The organism is Flexivirga alba (assembly GCF_042661025.1).
GTDB classification, from domain to species: Bacteria; Actinomycetota; Actinomycetes; order Actinomycetales; family Dermatophilaceae; genus Flexivirga; species Flexivirga alba.
The window spans coordinates 1,317,770-1,329,886 of record NZ_JBHSWH010000001.1 but is presented as its reverse complement, the minus strand read 5'-3'; the positions used below and the strand labels follow the sequence as shown (position 1 = coordinate 1,329,886).

Genomic DNA, 12,117 nt, shown 5'->3' with positions numbered 1-12,117 from the left:
AGTAATACGTCCAGCGGCTGCCATCGCCTCGCCGCCCCCTCTCGCCGCGCCCCCTCGCTCGCCGCGCCCCCTCGCCGACAGGCTCACATGAACGCCGAGAGGCTCAGTAACACAGCCTGGATTGCTCAGTTTTACTGAGCCTCTCGAGACTCTTCTGAGCCTCTCGGCGGATGGGGGCCGGGGTGTCGGACCCGTCAGAGGACGTCGTGACCGGGGTGCGGTTCGGCGGGGATCGTGCCGAGCCGGCCGGCCTGGAAGTCCTCGAAGGCCGTCGCCAGTTCTTCGCGGGTGTTCATGACGAACGGACCGTATGCCGCGACGGGCTCCCCGATCGGTCGGCCGCCCATGATGTAGAGCTCCAGGCTCGGGCTACGGGACTCCTGGTTGTCGTCGGCCGCGACCTCGATGACATCGCCGGGACCGAAGACGGCAAGCTGCCCCATTTCGATCGGACGGCGTTCTGCGCCAACGGATCCCCGACCGGAGAGCACATAGACAAGAGCGTTGAAGTCCTTGCGCCACGGCAGCTGCACGCGCGCACCCGGAGCCACCGTCGCGTGTATGACGGAGATCGGTGTGTGCGTGATGCCGGGACCCTCGTGCCCGTCGAGCTCGCCCGCGATCACGCGCAGCAGTGCCCCACCGTCCGGACTGGACAGCAGCGACACCTCCTTGGCCCGAATGTCCTGGTAGCGCGGGTCGGTCATCTTCATCGTGCTCGGCAGGTTGACCCAGAGCTGCAGGCCGTGGAAGAGTCCGCCAGAGACGACGAGCGACTCCGGCGGCTTCTCGATGTGCAGCAGGCCCGACCCGGCGGTCATCCACTGCGTGTCGCCGTCGGTGATACGGCCGCCGCCGCCGGTGCTGTCCTGGTGCTCGAAGATGCCGTCGATGATGTAGGTGACGGTCTCGAACCCGCGGTGCGGGTGCCACGGCGTGCCCTTCGGCTCGCCGGGGGCGTATTCGACCTCGCCCATCTGATCCATGTGGATGAACGGATCGAGATCCGCCATCGAAACCCCGGCGAACGCGCGGCGCACCGGGAAACCTTCACCCTCGAACCCTTGCGGGGCGGTGGTGACCGACCGGACCGACCGAGGCTGCGCGCCCGGCTCAGGCACGGACACTCGCGGGAGGGTCAGGATGTTCGACACTGTGATGGCTGGCATGTCAGGTCCAACTTACTTCAGATTTGAATTATTCCAGGGTTGGTTCGCGCAGGCGCGCTTTCAGTCGGCCGAAGACAGCGTCGAGGGTGACAACGTCTTCTGCACTCAGGTCATCCAGGAAGAGTTCGCGCACCGCCGTCAGGTGTGAGCGACTGGAGCTGTCGAACGCGTCCCGACCGGCATCGGTCAGGCACGCATGTATGACGCGCGCGTCGCCCGCGTCGCGCTCCCGGCATACGAGGCCACGCTTCTCCAGCACGCCGATCTGATAGCTCAGCCGACTACTGGAGAAGACCATCGCGTGGGCGAGGTCACCCATCCGCAACCGGCCATCGGGCGCCTCGCTGAGCAGCAGTAGCAGGTTGTACTCGAATAATGTCAGGTCCGAGGTCGCTCGGAACCTGTCGTCGAGTGCCTGTTGCAGCAGGACGCTCGACTCGAAGTAGGAGCGCCACATGCGCACGCGGGAAGTTGCGGCCACAGCTCCAGCCTAACTTCAAATTTGAGCGGTTATGGTGTCTCGGATGACGACCTTGCAGCGCCTGGAGCCTCGCGAAGTGCCGCTCGGCGGCCTGCGGGCCATGCTGGTCCGGCGCACGATTCCGCACCGCGACCGCACGCTCGTCGGCGCCTGGTGCTTCGCCGACCACTTCGGGCCGTCCACCACGCCGATGGATGTCGCGCCGCACCCGCACTGCGGCCTGCAGACGGTGACCTGGCTCTTCGACGGCGAGGTCGAGCACCGTGACAGCGCGGGCAACGTGCAGTTGGTTCGCCCCGGAGAAGTCAACTTGATGACCGCCGGCAACGGCATCAGCCATTCCGAGGTGTCCCGCTCCGCGGACCTGCGCGGCGTGCAGTTGTGGGTCGCGCAGCCGGAGGCAAACCGCAATGGCACCAACGGTTTCGACCACTTCTCCACACCGATCACGCACTTGCCGGTGATGTCCGGCGAAGCCACCGCCCGAGTCTTCGTGGGTGAGCTGGAAGGCGCCTCGTCACCGGTTCGCACCTACAGCCCGTTGGTTGCCGCGCAGATCGAGCTCGCACCCGGCACCGCTGTCGACATCCGGGTCGACCCGACCTTTGAGCATGCCGTCTTGCTCGACGACGGTGACCTGACGATCGCCCCAGGCGACGCGATGGAGGAGGAAGCGCTCGTCCTGCAGCATGCCGAGCTGGGGCTGGTCGATCAGGGCCGCGAACTCATCCGCTTCATGTCCGGCGACGTGCCGGCGCGCGTCATACTCATCGGCGGTACGCCGCTGGATGAGGACATCGTCATGTGGTGGAATTTCGTCGCCCGCACTCACGAGGAGATCGTCGCCGCACGCGACGAATGGCAAGCGGACTCAGGGCGATTCGGTCACGTCGAGGGGTATGACGGCCCGATCGACCGCATCCCAGCTCCCGAGTTGCCGCCCGTGCGACTGAAGCCCCGCAAACCCCGCCCCTAGAGGCGGCCGAGGAGCGAGGAACGAGCGTCTCGAGGTCCCCGCACGGGAGGATGACCTCGAGACGTTCGCTCGTTCCCCTTCGTGACGCCCGCTCGTTCCTCGCGAGGCTCCTCAGGACGAAGCTCACGAACTCCTCGGCCACCTCTTGCGCCTCACGAACTCCTCGGCCACCTCTTACGCGACCCGGGCCTCGGGCGACTTCGTCAGTGACGGGTCACGCTGCGCCAGGCTGCCCAGCGCGTCGTCGATCTTGGCCAGCACGTCAGCTTCGAGCTTCACACCAGACGCCTTGACGTTCTCGGTGACCTGCTCGGGACGGGAAGCACCGATGAGCGCGCTGGCGACGTTGTCGTTCTGCAGCACCCACGCCACGGCGAGCTGCGCCATCGTCAGCCCGAGGTCCGCCGCGATCGGCGCGAGTTTCTGCACGCCCGTGAGGGTTTCGTCATTCAGGAAGTGCGAGATCATGTCCGCGCCGCCCTTCTCATCGGTGGCGCGACTGCCGGCAGGCGGCTGCTCGCCCGGCTTGTACTTGCCCGTCAGGATGCCTTGCGCCACGGGAGACCAGACGATCTGCGAGATGCCCAGCTCCTTCGAGGCCGGCACGACCTGATCCTCGATGACACGCCACAGCATCGAATACTGCGGCTGGTTCGAAATCAGTTGGAAACCAAGCTCTTTCGCCAAAGCATGACCGGCGCGCAACTGCTCCGCGGTCCACTCGCTGACCCCGACATACAGCACCTTGCCCTGGCGGACGAGGTCCGCGAACGCCTGCATGGTCTCTTCCAAGGGCGTCTCGTAGTCGTAGCGGTGCGCCTGGTAGAGGTCGACGTGGTCAGTGCCGAGTCGCTGCAGCGATCCGTTGATCGACTCGGTGATGTGCTTGCGCGACAGGCCGGTGTCGTTGTGCCCCTGCGGGCCGGTCGGCCAGTAGACCTTGGTGAAGATCTCCAGGCTCTCACGGCGCTGGCCCTTGAGCGCCTCGCCAAGCACGGTCTCAGCGGCGGTGTTGGCATAAACATCAGCGGTGTCGAAGGTGGTGATGCCGGCATCGAGCGCCGCGCGCACGCACGCGATCGCCGCGTCGTTCTCGACCTGCGATCCGTGGGTCAGCCAGTTGCCGTAAGTGATCTCGGAGATCTTCAAACCTGAGTTGCCGAGGTAGCGAAAGTCCATGTCCCCCACCGTACGGCCGGGGTCAGGACGCCGTGCGGACGACCTCCGGCAGCTCGCTGCGGTCACTCACCGTCAGCTTCGCCGGGAGGTTCTCCCAGCCGCGCAGGATGCGCGTCTGGCGGCGTTCGGCTCCCGGGAGCAGTTCGACCACGCCGAAACGGTCGTAGAACGCACGCAATCCGACCTCGCCCTCCATCCGGGCGAGCGCCGAGCCGAGGCAATAATGCCGGCCGGCCGAGAACGACAGATGGTCACGAGCATTCGCCCGCTGTATGTCGAAGCGGTTCGGTTCATCGAACACCTTGGGGTCACGGTTCGCACCCGCGAGGACGGTGATGACCAGCTCCGCCTCCTTGAGGGGGTGTCCGACGATCTCGGTTTCGTGGCTGACCTGTCGTCCGGTCAACAGGACCGGCGGGTCGTAGCGCAGGACCTCCTCGACCGCGTTGGCCCATCCGGCCGGCTCGTCCCGCAACATTTGCAACTGGTCCGGGTGCTCGTGGAGCAGCCGAATCCCGTTGCCCAGCAGGTTGACCGTGGTCTCGAACCCGGCGGCAAGCACCAGACCCGCCGTCGCCTTCAGCTCGCGTTCGGTCAGCTGCTCGCCGTCGTCGCTGGCGCGCACCAGCTGACTGAACAGGTCGTCACCGGGATGTTTGCGCAGGTAGCCGAGATGCTCGCCGAGCCAGGCATCGAACTCGTCGAGCGAGTCCTCGACGTCGCGGAAGTCGCGCCAGCCGAGACCCATGTCCAGGCTGGGCGCCGCGCCGCCGCCTAGCCTGAGGACCAGCCCGCGGTCCTTCTCCGGCACGCCGAGAATCTCCGAGATCACCTCGACCGGCAGCTTCGCGCAGTAGGACTCGACCAGGTCGACCGGACGGTCAGCCGGTATGGCGGCCAGCAGCTCCCCGGCAATCTCCTCGGTGCGCACCCGAAGCTTCTCCACGGCACGCGCGGTGAAGACGCGGGTCACCAGCTTGCGGTAGCGGGTGTGATCGGGCGGCTCGACCGCAAGCAGCGACGGAGCCTCAACCGGGTTGAGGCCGTCACGCTTGGCCCAGCGTCCGACCCGACCGAGCATCGTCCCTTCCTCGAAGACGAAGCCGGCGTGAACGTCGTTGCTGCTCAACGTTTCTCGCACTGCCTCGTGGTCGACCGTGATATGCCCGAGACGCCATTTAGCCATCGTGCCCGCGGCCCGGATCTCTTCGATCAGCGGCAACAGTTCCTGAGTGCTGACCCGTCCGGCCTCGGTCGTCATACGACCTTGGAAGTCGCCCTTGCGCGCGGCCATCCGCATCAGGCCGCCGGGCAGCCCGTGACCGAGGCTCCAGCGTACGCCGCGCTTCAAATGGTCTGCCGTGTTCATCACGCCTCCGCGTTTACAACAGGTGTAGTGATCCACTTCACAGTAGGCGCGAAATTGCTTCGGCGCCACCCGTTGCACACGAAAACTCGGCGGTCTCAGCTCGCAGTCCGCGCCCGACGCCGTCCGTATTCGACCAGGGCCGCGTCGAGGTCGGACTCGTCGAACGCCGGCCACATCTTGTCGCTGAAGACGATCTCCGCGTGCTCGCTCTGCCACGGGAAGAACCCTGAGATTCGCCGCTCTCCACTGGTGCGGATCACTAGATCGATGTCCTTGATCGGGCCGCCGGGCAACCGATCATCAATGGCCGCAACGAGATCGGTGCCCTCAAGCTCTGCACCGGCAACCAGCAGTCCTCGCACGGCGTTCAGGACGTCTCGTTTCGGGTCATAGCCAATCGCAAGCGTCAGATGACTGCGGCGCCCGGCCGTCTCGCGGATCGCGGCAGTCAGGGCAGCGGCGCAGGTCGCGGGCAGCAGGTCGAGGTCTCCCGCGATGTGCAGTTGCCACTCACCCGACTCGCGAACCCTGGTCGGCACCAACGTCTCAAGGAGCTCAAAGAGGTAGCCGACCTCGTCGCTGTCCCGCTTGCGAATGTTGTCCGCCGACAACACATACACGCTCGCGTGTCGTATGGCGCGAGCCTCCAACCAGCGCAACAGATCCGCGAGATGGTCCGCGCCGGCGCGATGCCCGGCGCTGGCACCCACCAGACCCGCCGCCTTCGCCCAGCGACGATTGCCGTCCATGATCACGCCGACATGTGTGGGCAGCGCACTGCTGATGCGAGCACTCGTAGACATCCGATGAAGTCCTTTGCGCGAGGGGAGGTCGCAACCATTGTCGCTCGCACGTGATTGAGAGGCGCACCACCGCATTGACAGGCGTAGCGAATACGTCCGAATCGATACGCCTGTCATGACATGCGTATGCCTCTCAATCTAGGGTGGAACCCATGTCCCACGACGGCGCTCGGGCTCGCGCGCTCGGACTGGCGCCGGGCACCGGCACACCCGGTCCGACCAACACGATCGTCGACGTTCCCGGTGTCCGCGTCGGGCAGGTGACGATCCACGAAGGCACCCGACTGCACACCGGGGTGACCGCGATCGTGCCCGTTGCGGTGGATGTCCCCGGCGGTCGTATGCCGGCTGGCCTCTTCGTCGGCAACGGATACGGAAAGCTGGTTGGGGCAACGCAATTGGTCGAGCTGGGCGAAATCGAAACACCCATCGTGCTGACCGGGACGCTGTCGGCCTTCCGCGCCGCGGACGCCCTGGTCTCCTACGTGCTCGACAAACCGGGCAACGAAGGTGTCGAGTCGCTCAACCCGGTCGTTGGAGAGACGAACGACGGGTATCTGTCCGACATACGCAGTCGGCCCATCACTGAGGCACACGTTTTGCAAGCACTCCGGACCGCGAGCACTGCGCCGGTTGAGCAAGGATGTGTCGGCGCTGGCACCGGCACTGTCGCGTTGGGCTTCAAGGGCGGCATCGGCAGCGCCTCGCGCGTCGTGGACCTCAGCGAGCACGGCTCCTGCACGGTCGGCGTGCTCACACAGACCAACTTCTCCGGCGTACTCACCGTGCGCGGCGTGCCGATCACTCCGGACGAGGCGCTGAGTGACGCAGCGGAAAGCCTGGCTCCCCAGGGAAATTCATGCATGTTGATCGTCGCGGTGGACGCCGGTCTCGACTCGCGGCAATTGACCCGAGTCGCGACCCGTGCGGTCTTCGGTATGGCGCGGGTCGGCTCAGACTTCGCGCAGGGCAGCGGCGACTACGCGATCGCCTTCGACGGCGGCGAGCGCCGCGGCATACCCGACGCGCACCTCAATCCGGTCTTCTTCGCCGTGCAGGAAGCCGTCGCCGAAGCGGTGCTGGATTCACTCTTCCTGGCGACAACCACCGAGGGCTTCAACGGACACACCAAGCACGCCGTCCCCTTGGGCTTCGTGCTCGAGAAGTGTGCCGCTGCAGGCGTTTTCGACCGATAGCTGCCGCTTCGCGGGACCTCGAGACGCTCGTACCTCGCTCCTCGGCCACCGTCTAAGAGGTGGCCGAGGAGCCAGTGAGGGACGAACTGGCGTCTCGAGGTCAGCTCGGTCAGCGTGCCGAGAACTTCAAGCGCAGGTCGTTCCCGAGGTGGCGGTAACCGAGCGCCCGGTAGATCTTGTTGGAGGTCGGATTGACCAGCTCGGTGTAGAGCATGCAGACATTCCCCTGGGCCTGCTGTCGCTGACTGGCCGCCGCCACGATCGCGCTCGCGTAGCCCTGGCCGCGCTCGGCGCGTGGCGTGAACACGCCCGACACGCGCACGACACCACCGAATGGCGCACTCGCCCAACACATCGCGACGGGTCGGCCATCGACCACCCACAGGCTGACGTTGCCGGCGGTGATCTGCCGTCGTGCCGTGGCCTCGGCATCGATCGTAGGGTTGCCGATCTCGTACATGAATGCTTTGACCCAAGAAGACACCAGCGACAAGTGCGACTCGTCCGCAGTGCGGTGTTCACCGGCCACTGGCCAGGGCAAGGCGGCCGGGACCGGCAGGTCGTAGACACCCATGCCTTCGCGGCCAGTGATCTGCTTGCCCGCCGCAGCCAAGTAGTGGTCCGCGAACTTCAGCGCGGCCTCCTCAGGCCCGTTGACACCGGTCAGGTCCACGCCGGCCGCGACGAGGTGTTCGGCGAGCGCGGCCACCGCACCCGGTACCGACGTCGGCACGTGCAACGGGTGTGGCGGAGTCTGCATCGCCACAAGCACGGGAGGACCGTCACCCTCAGAGATGACGAACCAAAGGGGTTCGACATACCTGCTCGGCTCGCGGATCAGCGAGTCGGTAACCGTCGAAAAGACCGAATAGGCAACGGGATTCGCAGCGATCAAGTCGCTCGCCGCTTGTTGCGCGTCGGCCGGCGCCGTCACCTTCCGTACCCGCCACTGCCCGTCATCCGTCATGACGTCGATGGTGGCAGACTGCGGGCAATCGTGGGTCCTCCTCAGGCCCGGGCTGTGGCGCGCTACTTCACGACAAAGTTTGCAGACACGAATTGCGCCAGCGAGCCGTCGTGCTCGCTCCAGGCTGACGGCAGTTGGTCGAGCGACTCCAGTCCGCCGATCAAACTCTTGGAAGTCTGGTCCTCGACCAAGAAGCCTTCGGTGTATGGCGCGAGCGTAGGTGCACCCTCTGGTACGACGGGCGACGGAGCCGTGAGCGGCCAGCCCATGTCCTCACTGTAGTCACCCAGGAAGAGGACAACCCTCTGGTTCACCGGCAGCGCGCGGTCCGCGGCCTCGATGGTTTGGTACTTGGACCGCGGGAGTTCGACGTATACAAAACCGTCGCGAACCAACGATGCATCTCCCGCCAGTACGCGGTCGACATGGACGGCGTAGGTCAAGTTCAGATTGACGGGCTCATCATCGCGCGTCGCGCCATGACCGAAGACACGGCCGTCGCCGACGGAGCGAATCGTGCCCAGAACGGTGAGGTCCGCTTCAGTGCTGAGCTCCGTGGGAGACTGGTGAATTTGGTATTGGTTTCCTTCGCCAATTGAACGGAGGAAAGGAACGAAGGAAGCAGGTTGGGCTACAGTCGGCTCAGAGCTGGCCACGGACCGCGATTCATTTTTGGCTCCGCACGCGGATAACACTCCCGCAGCCGCGATCCCCACGATCCCAGCCGCGACCGAACGTCGACTCGCTTTAAAACCACGCATTGATGTGCCCCTTGTGGTGGGTCGAATAACGCTGGTACCGAATGTCTGTGCTGGGCGAGGACCCGTAGGCATTCGCCATGCAGTCGTCGGTGGTTCCGTTGCCACCGCCCGAGCCATGTGTGAGGCCAACCGTATGCCCCAATTCGTGACAAGCGGTGAAGGTAGTGTCGATCTCATCGTTTGAACCGACGTTAATCTCGGCCTCGTCGAGCGTTACGTACGCCTGATCGCATTGTGGAGGGTTGTCGATATCGTTGCAGTAGGTCCGACCGCGCACCCCAACAGACAAGTTTCCAGAGAACCACACAACGTCAGTCTCGTACGAGCCGGAGTAGACACATGACGGCTTGTACTCGACGATGGCATCAGTCGGACCACCGAGCGAGTAATTCATTGCATTGGTTGCGTTATCTCGTGAGGCCGTTGAGAATCCTGATCCCCAACACCAATTATGAGTCGATCCGCGGATGTGGGCCGGTGCTAGTTGCATTGGTGCCCCATGCGTCGGCGTGGGCCATTGGAGCTTCTGCTCCAATCATGAAAGCCGCAGCAGCCAAACCGGCGAGCACCTTTGAACCGCCAAGCATAATTCCCCTCCATACAGTCGTGTGACGGTCAACTGCCATATCAGTGTGGGCTCGCGGACTCGGATGGTCAACGGGTTCTCGTAACGTTTCTGCGCCAGACCGCGTCGCCATGTTCGCCGCCGGAGTGCGTGAAGGTCCCGCTGACCGCCGAGGCGACTCAGGACCGACGGCTGAGCTGGAGGCTGCGGGTCGCAACGTCCCCCGAGCCACTGGTGGTGGAGTCGTAGAGCGTCACCGTCACCATTCGATCAGCGGCTTCGACGGCCGCCGAGTTACCGCACGGCTTCGATGAATTCGGCCCCCGTCGAATCGTTGCGACGCCGTCACGGGACAAGCAAGCTGATCCCGTTGCAAGCCGCCGGAGGGGAACGACGGGACGAGGCGCACGCTGTCCGCAGGGGGACAGCGTGCGCCTTTCGTTCGAGATCTCCGGCCCCGCGCCATACGTCTTGGCACCTCTGCGACGTTCCCACTTCGACACTGCCAGACTGGGAGATCATCGAGGAAGGCGAGAACCCAGTGTCGATCGAAGACGGCGAACGGCGGATCGAAGAGGGCGTGCGGACCGATTTCCGGTCGCGGATGGACTACGGCGGTTACCTCGACCTGGACAAGCTGCTCGACTCGCAGCACCCGGTCAGCACGCCGGTCCACCCTGACGAATTGCTCTTCATCATCCAGCATCAGACCACCGAGCTGTGGTTCAAACTTGTGCTGCACGAGCTGGAGTCGGTGCGCACCTACTTGCAGGCTGACGACGTGAGTCGGGGTCGCAAGGCACTGGCGCGGGTCAAGCACATCTTCCGCACCCTGGCCGAGCAATGGTCGGTCCTGGCGACCCTGACCCCGAGCGAATACGCAGAGTTTCGAGGCTTTCTCGGCTCCGCATCCGGTTTTCAGTCCTACCAGTACCGCGCGGTGGAGTTCATCCTCGGCAACAAGAACGCCGGCATGCTCCCGGTCTTCGCGGCCAAGCCCGAGCAGCAGGAGCGGCTGCGTGGGGTGCTCGACTCACCCACTGTGTATGACGCCTTCCTCCGCTTCCTCGTCGCGCACGGCCATGACGTCCCGCAGCAGATCTTGGACCGGGATGTGACGCATGCATGGGTCGAGCAGCCCGGACTGATCCCGGTCTTCCAGCGCATCTATGACGACCCAACTGCGCACTGGGCCGAATACGCCATGTGCGAGGACCTGGTCGACCTCGAGGACGCGTTCCAGTTCTGGCGGTTCCGGCACCTGCGCACCGTGCAACGCACGATCGGCTACAAGACCGGCACCGGAGGCAGCTCCGGTGTCGACTTCCTCAAACGGGCCCTCGACCTGACGTTCTTCCCGGAGCTCTACTCGGTGCGTACCGAGATCGGCAACTGAGATGCCTGACGCCATACTCACGCACCTGCCCGAGCACGTGGTCGCCGAAGCCAGGGCACTGGATGCGGCCGATCCCCTTGCGGCATACCGGGATCAGTTTGTTTTGCCCGAAGGCGTTGTCGCCTATCTGGATGGCAACTCGCTCGGTCGGCCGCTCAAGGTGACCCGGCGCCGGCTCGCGGAATTCGTCGATGACGAGTGGGGCGAGCGACTGATCCGCGCGTGGGACGAGTCGTGGATGGAACAGCCGCTACAGCTCGGTGACCAGATCGGCCGCATCGCGTTGGGTGCGGCCGCCGGACAGACCGCCGTCGCCGACTCCACGACGGTGTTGCTCTACAAGCTGGTGCGTGCCGCGGTCGGCGCTCGACCCGGCCGGAGCCGGATCGTCGCCGACACCGAGAACTTCCCCACCGACCGCTACGTCGTGCAGGGCATCGCCGCCGAGCTCGGTATGACGATCGACTGGATCGAACCGGACCCTGCGACCGGCGTGACCGTCGACGACGTGCGCGAAAAGGTCTCGGACGACACGGCATTGGTGTTGCTGAGCCACATCGCCTACAAGTCGGCCTACATCGCTGACGTGCCAGCCATCACCCAGGTGGCGCACGACGCGGGGGCGTTGGTGCTGTGGGACCTGTGCCACTCCGTAGGTCTCGTGCCCGTCGAGCTCGACGCCGCAGGTGTCGACCTGGCCGTGGGCTGCACGTACAAATATCTCAACGGCGGACCTGGCGCGCCCGCCTTCGGGTATGTCGCAAAGTTCTTGCAGGACAAGCTCGTTCAGCCCATCAGCGGCTGGATGGGGCACGCGGAGCCGTTCACGATGGGGCCGTCATACACGCCGGCGGACGGGATGCGGCGCTTCATCAGCGGCACTCCGCCGATCCTCGGGATGTTGCCGATGCAGGACATGCTCGACCTCGTCGAGCAGGCCGGCATCGAGGCGATCCGGGAGAAGTCGATCCGGTTGACCGAGTTCGTCGCCGATGTGGCCGACGAGGTCTTCGCGCCGCTCGGCGTCACTGTCGCGTCGCCGCGCGACCCAGCCACACGCGGCGGGCACGTCACGCTCGAGCATGAAGCGATGGAGTCGGCGATCGCGCAGTTGTGGCAGCGCGGCGTCATACCCGACTTCCGGCGGCCACGCGGCCTGCGGGCCGGAATGTCACCGCTGTCAACGAGTTTCGTGGAAGTCGCCACCGCGTTGGCGCACCTGCACGAGATCCTGACCGACCGTAGCTAGCGGCCC

General features: G+C 65.2%; 11 protein-coding genes. 4 read left to right on the top strand and 7 right to left on the bottom strand.

Annotation, left to right across the window (positions count from 1 at the left end):
- Window positions 1-194: 194 nt before the first annotated feature.
- The gene (locus ACFQDH_RS06495) at window positions 195-1,169 is read right to left on the bottom strand and encodes a pirin family protein (RefSeq protein ID WP_382399600.1); all 975 of its coding nucleotides are present in this window, start codon (window positions 1,167-1,169) and stop codon (window positions 195-197) included.
- Between the two features lie 28 nt (window positions 1,170-1,197).
- The gene (locus ACFQDH_RS06490) at window positions 1,198-1,650 is read right to left on the bottom strand and encodes a MarR family winged helix-turn-helix transcriptional regulator (protein WP_382399598.1); all 453 of its coding nucleotides are present in this window, start codon (window positions 1,648-1,650) and stop codon (window positions 1,198-1,200) included.
- Between the two features lie 43 nt (window positions 1,651-1,693).
- Here ACFQDH_RS06490 and ACFQDH_RS06485 point away from each other — a divergent pair, with 43 nt between their 5' ends.
- Window positions 1,694-2,626: a pirin family protein gene (locus ACFQDH_RS06485; protein ID WP_382399596.1), complete on the top strand. Its 933-nt coding sequence runs from the start codon at window positions 1,694-1,696 to the stop codon at window positions 2,624-2,626.
- Window positions 2,627-2,800: 174 nt separating this feature from the next.
- Here the strand turns inward: ACFQDH_RS06485 and ACFQDH_RS06480 are convergent, their stop codons facing one another.
- From ACFQDH_RS06480 to uppS, 3 genes are all read right to left on the bottom strand, one after another.
- The gene (locus ACFQDH_RS06480; RefSeq protein ID WP_382399594.1) at window positions 2,801-3,805 is read right to left on the bottom strand and encodes an aldo/keto reductase family protein; all 1,005 of its coding nucleotides are present in this window, start codon (window positions 3,803-3,805) and stop codon (window positions 2,801-2,803) included.
- A 22-nt stretch (window positions 3,806-3,827) separates the two neighbouring features.
- Window positions 3,828-5,174, bottom strand: a complete 1,347-nt coding sequence (locus ACFQDH_RS06475; RefSeq protein ID WP_382399592.1) for a cytochrome P450 — start codon at window positions 5,172-5,174, stop codon at window positions 3,828-3,830.
- A gap of 95 nt (window positions 5,175-5,269) precedes the next feature.
- Complete coding sequence (gene uppS / locus ACFQDH_RS06470) at window positions 5,270-5,977, bottom strand: polyprenyl diphosphate synthase (protein ID WP_382399590.1); 708 nt, start codon at window positions 5,975-5,977, stop codon at window positions 5,270-5,272.
- 152 nt (window positions 5,978-6,129) lie between these two features.
- Between uppS and ACFQDH_RS06465 the strand changes: the two genes are divergently transcribed.
- On the top strand, window positions 6,130-7,173 hold the full coding sequence (locus ACFQDH_RS06465; protein ID WP_382399588.1) for a P1 family peptidase: 1,044 nt from the start codon (window positions 6,130-6,132) through the stop codon (window positions 7,171-7,173).
- 109 nt (window positions 7,174-7,282) lie between these two features.
- Here the strand turns inward: ACFQDH_RS06465 and ACFQDH_RS06460 are convergent, their stop codons facing one another.
- Both ACFQDH_RS06460 and ACFQDH_RS06455 read right to left on the bottom strand, forming a co-directional pair.
- The gene (locus tag ACFQDH_RS06460; protein ID WP_382399586.1) at window positions 7,283-8,140 is read right to left on the bottom strand and encodes a GNAT family N-acetyltransferase; all 858 of its coding nucleotides are present in this window, start codon (window positions 8,138-8,140) and stop codon (window positions 7,283-7,285) included.
- Window positions 8,141-8,202: 62 nt separating this feature from the next.
- Window positions 8,203-8,796 (bottom strand): hypothetical protein, encoded by a 594-nt coding sequence (locus tag ACFQDH_RS06455; RefSeq protein WP_382399584.1) that lies wholly within the window; start codon window positions 8,794-8,796, stop codon window positions 8,203-8,205.
- Between the two features lie 1,211 nt (window positions 8,797-10,007).
- On the opposite strand from ACFQDH_RS06455, the gene ACFQDH_RS06450 reads away from it, so the two are divergent.
- Together ACFQDH_RS06450 and kynU are read left to right on the top strand one after the other, a co-directional pair.
- Entirely contained in the window at window positions 10,008-10,862 is an 855-nt protein-coding gene (locus ACFQDH_RS06450) for a tryptophan 2,3-dioxygenase (protein WP_382399582.1), read from the top strand.
- 1 nt (window position 10,863) lies between these two features.
- A complete protein-coding gene (gene kynU, locus ACFQDH_RS06445; RefSeq protein WP_382399580.1) occupies window positions 10,864-12,111 on the top strand; it encodes a kynureninase in 1,248 nt (415 codons plus the stop codon).
- Window positions 12,112-12,117: the final 6 nt, after the last annotated feature.